The following is a 17,320-nucleotide window of genomic DNA, read 5'->3' on the forward strand; positions in this document are numbered from 1 at the left end:
GTCACCTTCCGGCAGGGGGAGGTCGATTCACCCGAACGGGTGTGGTGCCGGTGTGACTCTAGGGCACGGCTGTCGGGAGTTGGCGGACAACCGGAATCTTCTTGACGCCGACGTCGAAAGATGATCTCGTACACCCAGCACGATGACCGTCGCCCCAGTCCGCAGAAAACTGCGTTGATCGGGTGAAGGTCCCGTTATCGTGCCGTTATGATATTGACCTCCTGCGCTTTTGATGCGACGCTGGAAGCCCGCGCACCCTATCAGGAGCCTTGCGGCCGGGTGCCACATTTAGACCCGCGAATCTGCGTGGTCATTCATTTTCAGCGTGGAGGACCCTCTCATGGCGAAGGCGCTTCTCGGTTACGTCGGTGGCCCCGATCCCCGACTGCTCGCCGAGAATCGACGGCTCCAGCAGCGTGTTCGTGACCTGGAAACGGAACTTGTCCGTGCCCAGGAGCGCAACGACGCGCTCAATGCCGCCGCTTCGGACGAGCTGCTTGCCGGCTTCGACGTCTCCACGGCGGAACCCGCGCTGTCGCGAGCGTAGGTTTGTAAGCGATAACCAGGGACGCCTTCAGGCGTCCCTTTGTCGTTTCCGACCGCGTTCCCTGTGCCTTCGGTCTCCGCGCGACCCGAGTGCGGCGCGCCCGTCGACCCGCGCGCCCGGTGTTTTTGCCAACCGCCCCGTGTGTCGTCCCCGCCGATCCCCCTTGCCCGCCCTCCCGCTCGCTTCCAGCGTTTGATACCCCCATACGGGGCACTCGACACGCCGACCCGTCGACGGAGCACGGCAATCGTGTGGGCACCGCCGACTACCCTTTTGTCGCGTGCACCTCAAGAGTCTGACCCTGCGTGGCTTCAAGTCCTTCGCGTCGGCGACGACGCTGCGCTTCGAGCCCGGCATCACGTGCGTGGTCGGGCCCAACGGCTCCGGCAAGTCGAACGTGGTCGACGCGCTGTCGTGGGTGATGGGCGAGCAGGGCGCCAAGACGCTGCGCGGCGGCAAGATGGAGGACGTCATCTTCGCCGGCACCGCCGGCCGGCCGCCGCTCGGGCGGGCCGAGGTGAGCCTGACCATCGACAACACCGACGGCGCGCTGCCCATCGACTACGCCGAAGTCACCATCACCCGGCGGATGTTCCGCAACGGCGGCTCCGAGTACGAGATCAACGGCAGCACGTGCCGGCTGCTCGACATCCAGGAACTGCTCTCCGACTCCGGGATCGGTCGGGAGATGCACGTGATCGTCGGCCAGGGCCGGCTCGACTCCGTGTTGCAGGCCGACCCCACCGGGCGCCGCGCGTTCATCGAGGAGGCCGCGGGCGTCCTCAAGCATCGCAAGCGCAAGGAGAAGGCGCTGCGCAAGCTGGACGCGATGCAGGCGAACCTGAACCGGGTCCAGGACCTGACGGGCGAGCTGCGCAGGCAGCTCAAGCCGCTCGGCCGGCAGGCCCAGGTGGCCCGGCGGGCGGCGGCGATCCAGGCCGACCTGCGGGACGCGCGGCTGCGGCTGCTCGCCGACGACTTGGTCGGACTGCGGCGGGCGCTGGCCGAGGAGGTCGCCGACGAGACGGCGCTGCGCGAGCGGCGCACGGTCGTCGAGCGCGAGTTGGGCGTGGTCCAGGCCCGGGAGGCCGAACTGGAGGCCGAGGTGCGGGCGATGGCGCCGCGCCTGGCCCGGGCGCAGGAGACCTGGTACACGCTGTCCGCGCTGGCCGAACGGGTGCGCGGGACGGCGGGGCTTGCGGGCCAGCGGCTGCGGCACGCGAGCACGGCGCCGGCCGACGAGCGGCGGGGGCGCGACCCGGAGGAGATGGAGCGCGAGGCCGAACGCATCCGCGAGCAGGAGGCGGAGTTGGCCGCCGCGTTGGAGTCGGCGCAGATCGAACTGGCCGAGACGGTGGAGCGGCGCGGTGAGCTGGAGCGGTCCCTGGTCGCCGAGGAGGGCCGGCTCAAGGTGGTCGCCCGGGCGCTCGCGGATCGCAGGGAGGGACTGGCCCGGCTGGTCGGACAGGTCGGCGCCGCGCGCAGCCGGGTGGCCGCCGCGGAGGCCGAGATCGGGCGACTGGCGGGCGCTCGGGACGAGGCGCGGGAGCGGGCGGTCGCGGCGCGGGAGGAGTACGAGGAGCTGCGGCTCGGGGTCGAGGGTTCGCCCGAGGACGGTGACGGCGGGTCCGGGCCTGCCGCGATCGAGGCCCGGTTGGCGGCGGCCGAGGAGGCGCTGGTCGCTGCGGAGGAGACGTTGGCCCGGGCGCGTGACGCGGAGCAGGCGGTGGAGCGGGAGCGGTCGGCGGTGACCGCGCGCAAGGAGGCGTTGGAGCCGGCGTTGCGCCGCCGGGACGGTAGCGGTGCGCTGCTCGCGGCCGGTGATCGGCTCTCCGGCGTGCTCGGCACGGTGGCCGCGCTGATCACCGTGGAGCACGGCGCCGAGCAGGCGGTGGCGGCGGCCCTGGGGGCGGCCTCGGAGGCGGTCGCGGTGGACGGCGTGGAGCCGGCCGTGGAGGCGTTGCGGCTGCTGCGCAAGGACGACGCGGGGCGGGCTGCGCTGGTGCTCGCCGGGGCCGCGGCGGAGGGGCCGGCCGTGGGGCCGGAGGGGTGGCCCGTGCTGCCGGCGGACGCGGTGTACGCGACGCGGCTGGTGGTCGTGCCCGAGGCGTTGCGCGGGGCGCTGGCCGTGCTGCTCGATCGGGTCGCGGTGGTCGACGACCTCGGCGCCGCGGCGGACCTGGTCCGGGCGGTGCCCGGGGTGCGGGCGGTGACCCGGGACGGGGATCTGGTCGGCGAGGGCTTCGCGTCCGGCGGGTCGGCCGGTGCGCCGAGCCTGCTGGAGGTGCAGGCCGCGGTGGACGAGGCGGTCGCGCGGTTGGACGTGTTGACCCGGGCGTGCGCCGCGGCCAAGGACGCGCTGGCCGACGCGGTGACGGGTCGGCGGGAGGCCGCGGCGGCGGTCGAGCGGGCCCGGGCGGAGCGGCGCGAGGCGGAGCGCAGGGCGGCCGCGGCCGCGCAGCAGCTGGGTCGGCTCGGCGGGCAGGCCCGGGCGGCGGCGGGCGAGGCCGAGCGGTTGGCGGGCGCGGTGGCCACGGCCGAGGCGGCGCGGGAGCAGGAGGAGGCGAAGGCCGAGGAGTTGGCGGCCCGGCTGGAGAGCGCCGAGGAGTACAACGCGGCCGAGGGCGACGAGGAGCCGGACCACGCCGAGCGCGATCGGCTCGCGGGCGCGGCGGGCGCCGCGCGGCAGGCCGAGATGGAGGCCCGGCTCGCGGTGCGCACCCACGAGGAGCGGGTGCGCTCGCTTGCGGGTCGGGCCGACGCGCTGGACCGCGGCGCGCGGGCGGAGCGGGAGGCGCGCGCGGCGGCCGCGCGGCGCCGGGAGCGGTTGGCGGTGGAGGCACGGATCGCGCGGGCGGTGCTCGTGGGCGCGGAGACGCTGTTGCGCCACGTCGAGGCGTCCTTGGCGCGCGCCGGCGCCGAGCGCGAGGCGGCGGAGGCGGCGCGGGCCGCGTGCGAGGCGGACCTGGCCCGCGAGCGTGGACGGTCCCGGGAGTTCGCCGCCGAGTTGGAGAAGTTGACCGACTCGGTGCACCGGGACGAGATGTTGCGGGCGGAGAAGCGGTTGCGGGTCGAGCAGTTGGAGGCCCGGTCGTTGGAGGAGCACGGGATCGAGGCCGAGGGGCTGGTCGCCGAGTACGGCCCGGACCGCCTCGTACCCGCGTCGTTGCCGGCCGAGGGCGAGACGCGCGATCCGGATTCGGCCGAAGCGCAGCCGCGTCCGTACGTCCGGGCCGAGCAGGAGAAGCGGCTGCGCGCGGCGGAGAAGGCGCACGTACAGCTCGGCAAGGTGAATCCGCTCGCGTTGGAGGAGTTCGCCGCGCTGGAGGAGCGGCACAACTTCCTGACCGAGCAGTTGGAGGATCTGAAGAAGACCCGCCGCGATCTGATGACCGTGGTCAAGGAGGTGGACGAGCGGGTCGAGCAGGTCTTCACCGCGGCCTTCCACGACACCGCGCGGGAGTTCGTGGGGGTGTTCGCCCGGCTGTTCCCCGGTGGCGAGGGGCGGTTGGTGCTCACCGACCCGGAGGACATGCTGACCACGGGCATCGAGGTCGAGGCCCGGCCGCCGGGCAAGAAGGTCAAGCGGCTGTCGTTGTTGTCCGGCGGCGAACGTTCGCTGACCGCTGTGGCCCTGCTCGTGGCGATCTTCAAGGCCCGGCCCAGTCCGTTCTATGTGATGGACGAGGTCGAGGCGGCGCTGGACGACATGAACCTCCAGCGGCTGATCGGGATCTTCGCGGAGCTGCGGGAGAGTTCGCAGCTGATCGTGATCACCCACCAAAAGCGCACGATGGAGGTCGCCGACGCGCTCTACGGCGTCTCGATGCGCGGCGACGGCGTGACGACGGTGATCAGCCAGCGGTTGCGGCAGGAGGACCGGCGGGAGGCGACGGAGCACGCCGAGCCGATGAGCGGGGCGGTGCGCTGAGATACGCCCGGGGCGGTGTGGTGGGCCCGGACCGGACGAGGGCCGCGCTCCGGGGCGGAGCGCGGCCCTCGGCAGGGGTGTTACGCCGGGACGTTGCGCGGCATGACCTTGTCGTTGAACAGCTGCAGGCTGGCCCAGCCCGCGTCGATCGGCAGGCCGCCGACCAGCGGGTGCAGGATCAGCGCGTCGGTGAGGCCGCCGGCCTGCCCGATCTCGACACACTCGTCGGGGGTGAGGCAGCAGTAGATGCCCTCCTCGCGCAGCGCCGCCACGGTGGTGGCCGACGACTCGACGACGGAGGCGATGTCGGGGGTCTGCCAGCCGGCGTAGGTGGTGGCCTCGTGCAGGAAGTATTCGCCGTACTCGGCCCATGCCTTGTCCGGGTCCTCGGTGCAGTAGATCATCCGGGTCTTCACCGGCGGCAGGATCGCGAAGCCGCCCTCGAAGCCCTCCTCCGCGGCAAGTTCGTAGTAGTACTGCTCCAGCTCCGGGATCGGCGCCGCCGCGTAGAACGGCAGGCGCAGCCGGACCGCGCGGCGCACGGACGCCTTCGCGGTGCCGCCGACCATGACCATCGGGTGCGGGTCGGTGAACGGCTTCGGGGTCACCCGTACGGTGGTGCCGCGGTATTCGAACGGCTCGCCGGTCCACGCCTTGAGCAGGGTCTCCAGGACCTCGTCCTGGATCTTCCCGCGCCGCTTCCACTCCTTGCCGAGCGCCGCGTACTCCTCGGGCCGGTAGCCGATGCCCGCGACGAGGGAGAGCCGGCCGCCGCTGATGTTGTCCAGGACGGCGATGTCCTCGGCGAGCCGGATCGGGTCGTAGAGCGGGGCGAGCAGCGCGCAGACGATCACGCCGATGCGCTCGGTGGCGCCGAAGATCGCGCCCGCGGTACTCAGCGGTGACGGGCTCCAGGCGTTGTCCGCGCCGTGGTGCTCCTCCAGGCTGATCATGTCGAACCCGTTCTTGTCCGCGAAGGCCGCCATCTCGACGGTGGCCCGATAGCGGGCGGACATCTCCTGCCGGTCGAGACCGGGGAGCACCTGGTTGAACCGCAGATTCGTGACAGCCATGGACCGTGAACACCTTCCGGGTCGGGCCGAGCCGTCTCGGACACGTGTCGTCGGCCGGACGGTGCTTGGCATCGGCAAGCTATCTGACGCAGTGTCAGGATTCAACGGTCTCCGGGTGATCGCACCGCCCGCCGGGCGCGGACCCGCCGGAGGTGGTCGGTCGCGGTTCGCCGCCGGGCGGTCTGGGAGACTGGAGGTCCTATGGAGACTGTGATCCTGATCGTCGTCATTGCCCTTGTCGTCCTCGGCGCCGCCGGCTGGTTCGTGGTCGGCTCGCGCCGCAAGGGCGTCCCGCCGGCGCCGCCGCGCACGCCGGTCGAGCCGGGCGTCGGTGACGAGGCCGCGCCGGGCCTCGAGGCGCCGCGGCGTACCGTCGCCACGGTCGACCTGCCGGAGACCACGGTGGTGGTGCCGGCCGAGCCGGAACCGGCGCCGCTGGAGATTCCCGACCCCACCGCCGGCCGGCTGGTCCGGCTGCGGGCCCGGCTGGCCCGTTCGCAGACCTCGCTGGGCAAGGGGCTGCTGGCCCTGCTCGCGCGCGAGCACCTGGACGAGGACACCTGGGAGGAGATCGAGGACACCCTGCTGACCGCCGACGTCGGCGTCGCGTCCACGCAGGAGCTGGTGGACCGGCTTCGTACCCGGGTGAAGGTGCTCGGTACTCGGACGCCGGCCGATCTGCGGGCGCTGTTGCACGAGGAACTGCTCACGCTGGTCGGGCCGGACCTGGACCGGACGCTGAAGACCGCCCGGCACACCGGGGGAGAGGCGGGCGACCGGCCGGCCGTGGTGCTGGTGGTGGGCGTCAACGGGACCGGGAAGACCACCACGACGGGCAAGCTGGCCCGGGTGCTGGTGGCCGACGGGCGCAGTGTGGTGCTGGGGGCGGCGGATACGTTCCGTGCCGCGGCGGCCGACCAGTTGCAGACGTGGGGCGAGCGGGTGGGCGCCCGTACCGTACGGGGGCCGGAGGCCGGGGACCCGGCCTCCGTCGCGTTCGACGCGGTCAAGGAGGGCATCGCCGAGGGAGTGGACACGGTGCTCGTGGACACCGCCGGGCGGCTGCACACCAAGACCGGGCTGATGGACGAGTTGGGCAAGGTCAAGCGGGTGGTGGAGAAGCACGGGCCGGTGGACGAGGTGCTGCTCGTGCTGGATGCCACCACCGGGCAGAACGGGCTGGTCCAGGCTCGGGTGTTCGCGGAGGTGGTGGACATCACCGGCATCGTGCTCACGAAACTGGACGGGACCGCCAAGGGGGGCATCGTGGTTTCGGTGCAGCGGGAGTTGGGCGTGCCGGTGAAGTTGATCGGGCTTGGGGAGGGGCCGGACGATCTGGCGCCGTTCGAGCCGTCGGCGTTCGTGGACGCGCTCATTGGGGAGTAGGCGCGGGTTGGCGCGGAGCGCGCGGGTCTTCGGGCTGCGGTTGGGCTTCGCCCGCGCCGGGGTGTCCTCAAACGCCGGACGGGCTGGGTGGTTCGGGTGTCGTTTGCGCCGGAGGTCGCGGTTGGGTGGTGGCCTCCGGCCCGGTGTCCTCAAACGCCGGCCGGGCTGAGGGGTTGGGTGCTTCGGGTGCCGGAGGCTGCCGTTGGGTGGCCTCCGGCCGGGTGTCCTCAAGCGCCGGACGGGCTGGGTTTGCTTGGCTCGGGCTGCGACGCGGGTCCTCAAGCGCCGGACGGGCTGGATTTGCCTGGCTCCGGTTGCATCGCCGGCCGGGCTGAGGGGTTGGGTGGCCTCCGGCCGGGTGTCCTCAAGCGCCGGACGGGCTGGAGTTGTTTGGCTCGGGCTGCGACGCGGGTCCTCGAGTGCCCGACGGGCTGAGGGGTTGGGTGTTCGGGTGTCGGAGGCTGCCGTTTGTGGTGGCCTCCGGCCGGGTGTTCTCAGGGGCCGGGCGGGGTGGATTGGTCAGGAGGCCAGCCACAGGGATCGGCCTGTGGGGGGTGTGTCCTGGCGGTGGCAGGTGTAGGCGAGGGTGCCCAGGAGTAGGCGGGCTTCGGGGAGGATCGGGGTGCCTGGGGCCGGGGGGCGGATCCATTCGACCGGGCCGAGCAGGCCCATGGGGGATGGTGGGGCGAAGACGTAGTCGCCCGTGCCGTGGCAGCGTAGGTCCAGGTCGGCGTCGTCCCAGCCCATTTGGTAGAGCAGGTGCGGGAGTTCGGCGGCGGCTCCGGGGGCGACCAGGAACGCCAGCCGGCCGGTCGGGGTGGCAAGGACCGGGCCCAGCGGGGTGCCCATACGTTCCAGGCGTGCCAGCGCCCGCGAGCCCGCCGCGCGCGGCACGCTGATCGCGTCGAAGACTCGACCCGTGGGGACCACCACGGTGCTGTCCGGCCACTGCGACCACAGGTAGCGCACCGCCGCCGGCGACGCGGTGGCCCGTTCGGACCAGCGCGGGTCGGCCGGGTGCATGCCCGGCGCGGCACACGTTCGACGGCCGCACGAACAGTGTGTGCCGCGTCCGTCGCGGACCAGATGTGCCCCCTGGGCCACCGGCCAGCCGCGTTCCTCCGCGAACTCGGCCACCGCCTGCCACAGTGCGGCCCGCGTGCGCCGGCGCGATCCGAGCATGATGTCCATGTCCTCCCCAACGGCGCTCATTACTTTTGGTTACGCTGTGACCGCATAAGGTCACCTCGACGATCGTGGTGTCCGCACGATATGAACGGCGGCAACGGGCAGCCGTCGGTGACACCGCGTCGCCGATCAGTCAAACGTGGCCTCCCCCGTAGCGCGTCCCGGGCGCGTGGGGTGGCGAAGCGTGGCGTTTGCGGTATCGACCGGCACCTGCGCGCGAGTCGGAATACGTTCGGCGAACGGGCCTGCGCGTACGGTTTCCCATCGGGGCCCGACGCCTGACCGGCCGGACCGCTGAGGGCATGGGGGCGATGCGGTGGCGACGACGCGAGCGCGGGACGGCGGGTGCGCCGACGAACCCGAGCCGGACGGCGGGCGGCAGCCCAACGATCGGCTCTCGACCTGGTTCGCGCGCAGCGGCTGGTCGAAGGGCGAACTGGCGCGCCAGGTGAACCGCCATGCGAAGGCGATGTCCGCCCCGCACGTCAGCACCGACACCTCGCGGGTGCGCCGCTGGCTGGACGGCGAGCAGCCGCGCGAGCCGATACCGCAGATCCTGGCCGAGCTGTTCACCCGGCGCTTCGGGCGTGTGGTCAGTATCGACGAACTCGGGCTGCGCGAGCCGGACGAGCCGCACGGCGACTTCGGCGTGGACCTGCCGTGGACCTTCGAGACGGTGGTGGACATCCTCGGCGAGTACACGCGCGGCGATCTGCTGCTGGGCCGCCAGGAGTTCGTCGGCCCCGCGCTGCGGCTGGCCGCGGGTCGGGACCTGGTGGAGCCGTTGCAGCGCTGGTCGGCGCCGCTGCCGGTATCGCTCCCCGCGGTGGTCCCGGGCCGCCCGGCGAGCGCACGGGGTGCGAGGCCGAGGCGCTTCGCGCGGTTGCCGGCCGGTGCGACCGAGCACCTGGACGAGACGGTCCGGCTGTTTCGGCGCTGGGACATGCAGGGCGGCGGCGGACTGCGGCGCAAGGCGGTGATCGGGCAGCTCAACGGGCTCACCGACCTGCTGCGCGACGAACATCCGCCCGCTGTGCGCGCCCGGCTGCTCGGGCTGACCGCCGAACTCGCGCTGCTGGCCGGGTGGATGTCCTACGACACCGGCCTGCAGCCGGGCGCGCAGAAGTACATGGTGCTCGCGCTGCACGCGGCGAAGGAGTGCGACGACGCGCCGTTCGGGGCCAATGTGCTGGGGGTGATGTCGCGGCAGATGATCCACTACGAACTGTCCGAGGACGCACTGGAGTTGATCCATCTGGCGCAGTACGGCAGCCGGGACACGGGCAGTACCGCGCTCCAGGCGATGTTGTACGCGCTGGAGGGCCGGGCGTATGCCGCGCTCGGCGACGCGGACCGATGTCGGCGCGCGCTGGGCCTGGCCGAACAGGCGCTGGCCGACACCAGGGCGGAGTTCGAGCCGGACTGGATCCGCTACTTCGACCGGGCCGAACTGCTCGCCGAGAGCGGTCACGCGTTCCGGGATCTCGCCTACACCAGACCGGTGTTCGTGGCCCCGGCGAAGGAGCGGCTGGGCGAGGCGGTGCGGCTGCTCCAGGGCACCGGCGAGTATGTACGCAGTCTGGCGCTTGCCCGGGTGGGGTTGGCCACCGTGTTCCTGATCGAGCGCAACCCGGGGGCCGCGGTGGAACAGGCCGCGGCGGCCCTGGAGATCGCCTTCCGGGTGCGCTCGGAGCGGCTGATCGTACGGTTGCGGCGCACCGTCGAGGCATTGGTGGGCGCCTTCCCGGCGGACGCGGCGGTGCGCGCGCTGGCCGCCCGGGTGGCGCGCGAGTTGCCCGAGGCGCCGTTTCCCACCGCGTGACGCGCGTCGGCCCCCTCCCACACCCGGGAGGGGGCCGACGCGCGCGCGGGTTCGGCGACTACTTGAACCCGATCCGGTCCATGAAGAAGACGCCGGTGTTGAACTGCACGACGCCGGTGATCTTCTTGTTGGAGATCACCGCGATCGAGGACTCCGCGTAGGTCCACGCCGGCAGGTCGGCGACCATCGCCTTGCTCAGGTCCGAGGCGGCCTTCTTGCGCACGGCCGGGTCGGTGGAGTTGCGGCCGGTCAGCAGCGCGGCGTCCACCGCGTCGCTCTTCCAGCCGACGAAGTTGGTCGGGCTCTTGGAGAACCAGTTGTTGAACGTCACCGGTTCGGGGTCGGCCAGCCACTGCTGGAAGAGCATCGCCTGGAAGTCCTTGCGGAACGCGTACTTCTCGACGTACGCGCCGATCTCCAGCGGCTCCAGCTTCATCGACACGTTCTTGTAGTCGGCCAGCTGGGTCTGCATCCACTCGGCGACCTTGATCGACGACGGGTTCTGCGGCAGCAGGTAGGTGAACTCGACCTTCTTGCCCTCCCGCTCCAGTTCGTCGAAGAGCTGCTTGGCCTTGGCCTTGTCCGGTGCGGCCTGCACGGCGGCCGGGTCGTAGAACGGCGACTTCTGGGCGAAGAAGCCCTTCGCCGGCACGTAGCCGTTGGCGAGGGTCTTGGGGATGCCGGCCGGGTCCAGGGCCAGCGTGATCGCCTGGCGCGCCCGCAGGTCGTCGAACGGCGGACGGGTCATGTTGAACTGGATCATCTGGCCGCCGTCGACCGTGCGCTGGACGACGCCGATCTCCTTCTCCGCCTGCGCGATGGTGGCGTTGTCGGAGCTGACGAACACGTCGGCGCCACCGCTGGTGACGGTGCTGTACTGCTGCTTGATGTCCGGCACGTTCTTGATCGTCAGCTTGTCCAGCTTGGGCAGACCCTTGTCCTTCTGCCAGTACTTGTCGTTCTTGACGAAGACCTGCTGGCTGCCGCGTGTCCAGCTTTCCAGCTTGAACGGCCCCGCGCCCACGGGCCGGTTGCGGTACTCGTCCGGACCCTTGGCCAGCGAGGCGGGCGAGGCGATGTAGGTCAGGTCGATCGCGATCGCCCGGTCGAGGTTGGCGTTCGGCATGCCGAGCGGGGTGATCTCGATGGTGTTCGGGTCGACCACCTTGGTGGTCAGCCCGGCGGCGATCTGGCGGTGCAGGGACTGTACGTCGGCCTTGGCGTGCATGTCCCAGTTGGTTTTGACCGCCTCGGCGTTCAGCGGCGTGCCGTCGGAGAACACGACCCCGGGACGGAGCTTGAGCAGCCACGTCTTGCCGTTGTCCGCGGTGGTCAGCGCCTCGCCCAGGTGCGGCTTGACCGAGTTGTCCTTGTCTATGTAGAACAGCGGGTCGTACAGCGCCGCCAGGCGCGGCTCGTCCGCCACCGCGACCGAGGAGGCCTTGAACGGGTCGAGCGAGGCGGAGTCCTGGACGGCCAGCATGGTCATGCCGCCACCGGACTTGGCCTCGCCCTGGACCGCGGACTGATTGCCGCCGGAGGACTTCGAGTCGTCCGAACCGCCACACGCGGTGGCCGTGATGCCGAGAGCCAGCGTCATCGAGACCAGAGCAGTGCGACGTGCGGTCGTGCGTCGTGCAGACAACGTTCTTGCCACCTCCGCCGGGGAACAACACAAGTGGTGCCGGGAGCCTTGAGCGTGGAGCGTGGAGCGGGGACTGCCGAATCGGTACTGCGTGCGGCACACCGTAGATCCACTCGGCGCAACATGCACGACCTGTACGCCGATCTGTTACATCGTTACAGGCAGTCGTTGAATCGTGTCGGAACCTTGCCCCGCACGGCCCCGCGGAACCGGCCGGGAAGCCCGTCCGCGATGTGCGAACGAGCCTCCCGGACACCGTCGGTGACGATGCGTCGGATCCGGCCGGGGTCGATCCGGCGCGCGGGATCGGCTACTTCAGCCCGACCCGGTCCATCAGCATGCCACCGTCCTGGACGCCGACCACACCCACGGCCCGGGGGCCGGAGATGATGTTGGTGACAGCCTCCTGGTAGGCGAGCATCGGCAGATCCTTGACCAGCGCCTTCTGCAGATCCGCGTAGGCGGCCTTGCGCACCGTCTCGTCGGTGGTGGAGCGGCCCTTGATCAGCGCCGCGTCCGCCTCGGGGCTCTTGTAGCCGGTGAAGTTCAGCGGGGTCTGCGAGAACAGGCTGTTGAACAGGATCGGTTCCGGGTCGCTCGACCAGATCTGGTAGAGCGCGGCGGTGTAGTTCTTCTGCACCGTCAGTCGCAGGTAGTAACTGCCGACCTCGGCCTTGTCGAGCTTGACCTCGACGTTCTTGAAGGCGTTCAGCGCCGTCATGGTGTATTCGGAGGTCGCGTTGGAGGTCGGGTTCTCCGGGACCAGGTAGTTGAACTTGACCGGCTTGCCCTCGCCTGCCAACTCGTCGAAGAGCTTTTGCGCCTCGACCTTGTTCGGGCTCGGCTGCACGGCGGTGGAGTCGGTGAAGTTCTTGCCGCTGTGGAAGATGCTCTTGGCCGGGGTCGCCGTGCCCGCGAACATCTTCTGGTTCAGGTCGGCCGGGTCGAGCGCGAGCGCGACCGCACGGCGGGCGCGCGGGTCGTCGAACGGCGCCTGCGAGGTGTTGAACACGATCATCTGGCCGCCGTCGAGGGTGAACGGCGTGACGCCCAGGCCCGCTTCCTGGGCGGCCTTGGTCTTTTGCGCGTCGATCGTGAAGGTGATGTCGGCGCCGCCGGCCTTGATCGTGTCGACCTGCTGCTTGACGTCGTTGACCACCTTGATGGTCAGCGTGTCCAGATACGGCTTGTCCGCGCCCTGCCAGTAGTTGGGGTTCTTCTCGAACACCATCTGGCTGTCCCGGTTCCAGGTCTTGAGGATGAACGGGCCCGCGCCGACCGGCCGTTCGCCCTTCGGGTCGATCCCGTACTGCTTGGGCGACTCGATGTAGGACAACTCCGTGGCCACGGTGCGGTCGAAGTTGGCGTTCGGCATCGGCAGGGTGACTCTGAGCGTCAGCGGGTCGGCCACCTCCAACCCCAGGCCGGACGCGGCCGGGCGGTGCTGGCTGAGCACCTCCGGCTTGGCGTGCATCTCCCAGTTGAACTTGACCGCCGCGGCGTCCAGCGGGGTGCCGTCGCTGAACTTGACGTTCGGCTTGACCTTGAGCTCCCAGGTCTTGCCGCCGTCGTCGCTCTTCAGGCTCTCGCCGATCTGCGGGACGACCTTGTTCTGCGTGTTGTCCACGTAGAACAGCGCGTCGTAGACCGCGAGCATGCGGTTGAGGTCGGTGACCGCCGCGTAGGACGCGTTGAACGGTGTCATGCTGCGGGCGTCGGAAACGGTCAGCAGGGTGAGGTTGCCACCCTTCTTCGCGCCCGCCGAGGCGTTCGGGTCCGCCTTTCCGCCCGGGGCGTCGTCACCGCCGCCGCACGCGGCGAGGGTCAGGGCCAGGACCGAGGCGCCGGCGAGGGCCGCCGTACGCCGTCGTGCGATGGTGCCGTGGTGCTTGCTCATGTGACTCCTCCGTTGTCACAAGGCACACCGGTCCCCGTTCGGACCGGATGTGGTGGTGCGGTGGTGCACGGCCGGGTGGTGCCGGCGGCGCCCGAAACGCGGCGTCGTGGCGGCCACCCGGCCGGGTCTGTGGGGTCAGCCGTCCATCAGCGCCGCCCGATGGCGTCGAAGTGGATCAGCCCGTCGTTGTACAGCTGGATCCCGACCACGTCGGAGCGGTGGACCGCGCCGATCACCGCCGACGAGTAGACCCAGAACGGCAGATCACGATTGACCTGGTTCTGCAGCCGGGTGTAGGCGTCGCGTCGCGAGGCCGCGTCGGTGGAGCGTCGGCCGTCCTCCAGGGCGGCGTCCACGACGTCGTTGGCGTAACCGGTGATATTGCTCAACCCGGCTTTGCTGTACAGGAACTGATAGATCGTCGGTTCCACGTCGTCGGCCCACAGCTGACACACCGTGGCGTCGAAGTCGTTGCCGGCCAGCCGGGTCACCAGCGAGGCCATGTCGGTGACCTCGACGATCACGGTCACGCCCGGATAGCCCTCCAGGGTCTGCCGGATGTATTCGGCGGTGTCCCGCATCTTGCCCGCGTCGGGCACCAGATAGCGGAAGACGAACGATTTCCTCCCGTTCGCGGTGATCTGCGCGAACAGCGCCCTGGCCTCCTCCGGTCGGTTCTCCGGTGCGGCCAGGTTGACGTTCGCCAGCGGCGAGGAGGCGTCGAAGATGCCCCGCGCCGAGTCGTCCCGGCCGCCGTAGAAGCGCCGATTGATCTCCGTACTGCTCAGCGCGAGCGTCACCGCCCGGCGGGCGTTCGGGTCCTGGAAGGGGCCCTTGCGCACGTTGAAGGCGACCATCAGGCCGCCGTTGAGCCGGGCGTCCTCGACGACGAGTCCGTCCGCGCGGGCCTGGGCGATGCCCTGCGGATCGGTGCTCAGCGTGAGGTCGGCCCGCTTCGCGCGGATCGTCTTGTTGCCCGACTCCGCGTCCTTGTCGACCCGGAAGACCACCTCGTCCAGATAGGGGCGATCGTGTTGCCAGTACTGCGGGTTGCGCTCCAGACGCAGTTCCTTGCCCGGCTCCCAGCTCTTGAGCTTGAACGGGCCCGCGCCGACCGGCGCGTGCTTGAGCTCGAAGCGGCCCTCCGGCGTGGCGGCCAGTCGCCGGGGCGCCACGAACGACAGGTTGCGGGCGACCGTGTGGTCGAAGTTCGCATTGGGAGAAGGGAGTTCGATCTTCAGCTGGAGCGCCGACACCTCGGTCAGCTGCACCTTCTGCAGCGGGCCGCCGACCAGCGAACGCACCGAAGGGTCGCGATGCGCCTCCCAGTTGGCCTTGACCGTGCCGGCGTCGAGCAGGCTGCCGTCGGTGAAGCGCACGTCCGGGCGCAGCGTCAGCGTCCAGATCCGCGAGGTCTGGTCCGACACCAGCGACTCGGCCAGTTTCGGGCGCACCCCGCCGGTGGTCGGATCGGTCCACACGAGGACGTCGTACAGCGCGGAGAGTCGGTTCGAGTCGGCGATGCTGGAGTAGGACGCGGTGAACGGATCGAGCCCGCGTTCCTCGCCCGGCATCAGGATCGTCATCGAACCGCCGTGTGGGGGCTCGCCGGACGAGCCCTTGGAGTCGGACGAGCCCAGCCCGCAACCCGCCGCGGCCAGCGCCGTCGCCGCCGCGAGCGCGAGGGTGAGCGAGAGCCGGCGGCGCGGGCCCCGGCGTCCTGGTGGTAAGGGTGTCTTCTTATTGGGTACCACTGCCGGCCTACCTACCTATCACTGTGGGGTTCGAACGTGCGTCGTGCGTCGGTGCAGTCGTTCCAAAAGTGCGGTAGCGCTGTGGTGCGAGGGCGCGGATCGGCGGAGGGATCGGGCCCGTCCGCGGTTCGGGGGAGGGACGGACCCGGATGCGCCGGGGGCGTCCCGCCCGGGTTCACGGATTCCGGGCGGGACGAGGTGGAACGACTAGCCGGTGGTTCCGATCCGGTCCCACAGGACGATGCCGTCGTTCATCAGCTGGACGCCGGTGATCCTGGGGGCGTAGATCGCGGCGGTGACCGCTTCCTGGTAGACCCAGAACGGCATGTCCTTGTTCACCTGCAGCTGTACACGCGTGTACGCGTCACGTCGGGCCGCGGGGTCGGTCGTCTTGCGCGCGTCCTCGAGCGCGGTGTCGACCGAGGCGTTCTCGTAACCGCTGTTGTTCGTCATGCTCTTGCCGTGCAGGAGATCGTAGATGCCCGGCTCCGGGTCGTCGATCCACTGCTGTCCGAGGGCGGCCTGCCACTCGGTGCTGCCGCCGCCGCGCACGGTTTTGACGTAGGTCGCGATGTCGACGACCTTGACCTCCATCTCGACGCCGGCATACGTGCCGAGCACCTGCTTCATGTACTCCGCGACCCGGATCGAGGCCGGCGCCTGCGGCACCCAGTACGTGAACTTGATCGGCTTGGTGCCGTTCGCGGTGACGTCGTCGAAGAGTTCCTTCGCCCGCTGCTTGTCGTTCTCCGACGCGGCCAGCTGGATGTTGGCGACGGGGGAGGACGCCGCGAAGATGCCCTTGGCGGGGATGCCCTTGGCGCCGAAGAACTTCTGGTTGATCTCGGCGCCGCTGAACGCGAAGACGAACGCGCGGCGGGCGCGCAGGTCCTTGAAAGGCGCGACGTTCATGTTGAACACGACCATCTGGCCGCCGTTGAGGCCGATCCGCGACACGCCGAGCTTCTTGTCCTCGCCCTGCGCGACGGCGAGGGGGTCCACCGCGACGGTGAGATCGGTCTTGCCGTCGTCGACCGCCGCCACCGAGTGGGTGACGTCCGTGTCGACGGTGATGGTCAGGTTGTCCAGGTGCGGCAGCCCCTTCTCGCGCTGCCAGTAGTCGGGGTTGCGGGTGAAGGTCTGCTTGACCCCGCGCTCCCACGCCACCAGCTTGTAGGGGCCCGCGCCGACCGGCTTGTCGGCGATTCCGGTCGGGCTGGCCCGCAGTGCGGTGGGCGAGGCGATGAAGGCGAGTGAACGGGTCACCAGGTGGTCGAAGTTCGCGTTCTCGGAGATCAGTTTGACGTCGAGCGTGAGCGGGTCGCTGACGGTGAGCGAGAGGATGTTGCTCGCCGCGCCCCGCTGGAAGGAACCGATCTTGGGGTCCTTGTGCCGGTCCCAGTTGAAGCGGACCGCCTCGGCGTCCAACACCGTGCCGTCGCTGAACTTCACGTTGGGGCGGAGCTTGAGTCGCCACGTGTCGGCTTTGCTGCCGAGGACGGCCAGCGACTCGGCGAGCTGCGGGCGCACGCTGCCGGTGGTGGGATCGGTCCACACCAGCGAGTCGTACAGCGCGGACATCCGACTTCCGTCGGCGACGTTCACGTACGAGGTGGAGAAGGGGTCCAGGCTCGTGGAGTCGCCCGGGAGGCTCATCGTGAGCGAGCCGCCCTGTTTGGGCGTGCCCGCGGCCGACGGTTTGGTGTCGTCGTCGTTCCCGCAGCCGGCGAGGCCGCCGGCCAGCGCGGTCGCCGCGAGCAGCGCGACTATTCGACGGCGGGTACGACACGAGGATCGAAGGGACAACAGGGAAGTACGAGTCACTGCAAGGCCAACCTTCACCTGACGGACCGTCCGGGCAACCGGGCCCGGGCGGCGGACGTGCTTGGTGCCGGGGGCGCCGGCCGACTCGGGGGGAGAGGGCGACGGTGCCCCGGGTGGAGCATGGTGGTGCGTCCGTGCGGTTGTGCGGTCGTGCGGTGGTACGGGGTGTACGGGAGTACTCGACTGTCTGCGACCTGGAGACGAGATGCGTGAAGGCCGGGAATCGAGGAATGATTCCCGGCCTCCACGAACC

General features: G+C 70.5%; 10 protein-coding genes. 4 read left to right on the forward strand and 6 right to left on the reverse strand.

The window, feature by feature from the left end:
* The first annotated feature begins 340 nt into the window (after positions 1 to 340).
* Both ACH4XV_RS09655 and smc read left to right on the forward strand, forming a co-directional pair.
* Complete coding sequence (locus ACH4XV_RS09655) at positions 341 to 547, forward strand: hypothetical protein (protein ID WP_379995249.1); 207 nt, start codon at positions 341 to 343, stop codon at positions 545 to 547.
* Positions 548 to 827: 280 nt separating this feature from the next.
* Positions 828 to 4,478: a chromosome segregation protein SMC gene (gene smc, locus ACH4XV_RS09660; protein WP_395788050.1), complete on the forward strand. Its 3,651-nt coding sequence runs from the start codon at positions 828 to 830 to the stop codon at positions 4,476 to 4,478.
* An 80-nt stretch (positions 4,479 to 4,558) separates the two neighbouring features.
* Here the strand turns inward: smc and ACH4XV_RS09665 are convergent, their stop codons facing one another.
* On the reverse strand, positions 4,559 to 5,551 hold the full coding sequence (locus ACH4XV_RS09665; RefSeq protein WP_395788052.1) for an LLM class flavin-dependent oxidoreductase: 993 nt from the start codon (positions 5,549 to 5,551) through the stop codon (positions 4,559 to 4,561).
* 201 nt (positions 5,552 to 5,752) lie between these two features.
* Here ACH4XV_RS09665 and ftsY point away from each other — a divergent pair, with 201 nt between their 5' ends.
* Entirely contained in the window at positions 5,753 to 6,937 is a 1,185-nt protein-coding gene (gene ftsY / locus ACH4XV_RS09670) for a signal recognition particle-docking protein FtsY (protein WP_395788054.1), read from the forward strand.
* Between the two features lie 519 nt (positions 6,938 to 7,456).
* Here the strand turns inward: ftsY and ACH4XV_RS09675 are convergent.
* Positions 7,457 to 8,149 carry a bifunctional DNA primase/polymerase gene (locus ACH4XV_RS09675; protein WP_395788056.1) on the reverse strand — a complete coding sequence of 231 codons (693 nt, stop codon included), beginning with the start codon at positions 8,147 to 8,149 and terminating at the stop codon, positions 7,457 to 7,459.
* Positions 8,150 to 8,441: 292 nt separating this feature from the next.
* Between ACH4XV_RS09675 and ACH4XV_RS09680 the strand changes: the two genes are divergently transcribed.
* Positions 8,442 to 9,947, forward strand: a complete 1,506-nt coding sequence (locus ACH4XV_RS09680; RefSeq protein WP_395788058.1) for a hypothetical protein — start codon at positions 8,442 to 8,444, stop codon at positions 9,945 to 9,947.
* 58 nt (positions 9,948 to 10,005) lie between these two features.
* On the opposite strand, the gene ACH4XV_RS09685 is transcribed toward ACH4XV_RS09680, so the two are convergent.
* From ACH4XV_RS09685 to ACH4XV_RS09700, 4 genes are all read right to left on the reverse strand, one after another.
* The gene (locus ACH4XV_RS09685; RefSeq protein WP_395788060.1) at positions 10,006 to 11,547 is read right to left on the reverse strand and encodes an ABC transporter substrate-binding protein; all 1,542 of its coding nucleotides are present in this window, start codon (positions 11,545 to 11,547) and stop codon (positions 10,006 to 10,008) included.
* A gap of 355 nt (positions 11,548 to 11,902) precedes the next feature.
* Complete coding sequence (locus tag ACH4XV_RS09690) at positions 11,903 to 13,489, reverse strand: ABC transporter substrate-binding protein (protein ID WP_395788062.1); 1,587 nt, start codon at positions 13,487 to 13,489, stop codon at positions 11,903 to 11,905.
* A 146-nt stretch (positions 13,490 to 13,635) separates the two neighbouring features.
* On the reverse strand, positions 13,636 to 15,243 hold the full coding sequence (locus tag ACH4XV_RS09695) for an ABC transporter substrate-binding protein (protein ID WP_395788064.1): 1,608 nt from the start codon (positions 15,241 to 15,243) through the stop codon (positions 13,636 to 13,638).
* Positions 15,244 to 15,450: 207 nt separating this feature from the next.
* Complete coding sequence (locus ACH4XV_RS09700; RefSeq protein ID WP_395788066.1) at positions 15,451 to 17,067, reverse strand: ABC transporter substrate-binding protein; 1,617 nt, start codon at positions 17,065 to 17,067, stop codon at positions 15,451 to 15,453.
* Positions 17,068 to 17,320: the final 253 nt, after the last annotated feature.

Origin of the sequence: Embleya sp. NPDC020630, assembly GCF_044334985.1 — a bacterium.
GTDB lineage: Bacteria > Actinomycetota > Actinomycetes > Streptomycetales > Streptomycetaceae > Embleya.

Coding starts and splice junctions, on each gene's coding strand:
- ACH4XV_RS09665 (WP_395788052.1), bottom strand. CDS start 5,551: ATGGCTGTCACGAATCTGCGGTTCAACCAGGTGCTCCCCGGTCTCGAC.
- ACH4XV_RS09655 (WP_379995249.1), top strand. CDS start 341: ATGGCGAAGGCGCTTCTCGGTTACGTCGGTGGCCCCGATCCCCGACTG.
- ftsY (WP_395788054.1), top strand. CDS start 5,753: ATGGAGACTGTGATCCTGATCGTCGTCATTGCCCTTGTCGTCCTCGGC.
- ACH4XV_RS09675 (WP_395788056.1), bottom strand. CDS start 8,149: ATGAGCGCCGTTGGGGAGGACATGGACATCATGCTCGGATCGCGCCGG.
- ACH4XV_RS09685 (WP_395788060.1), bottom strand. CDS start 11,547: ATGACGCTGGCTCTCGGCATCACGGCCACCGCGTGTGGCGGTTCGGAC.
- ACH4XV_RS09690 (WP_395788062.1), bottom strand. CDS start 13,489: ATGAGCAAGCACCACGGCACCATCGCACGACGGCGTACGGCGGCCCTC.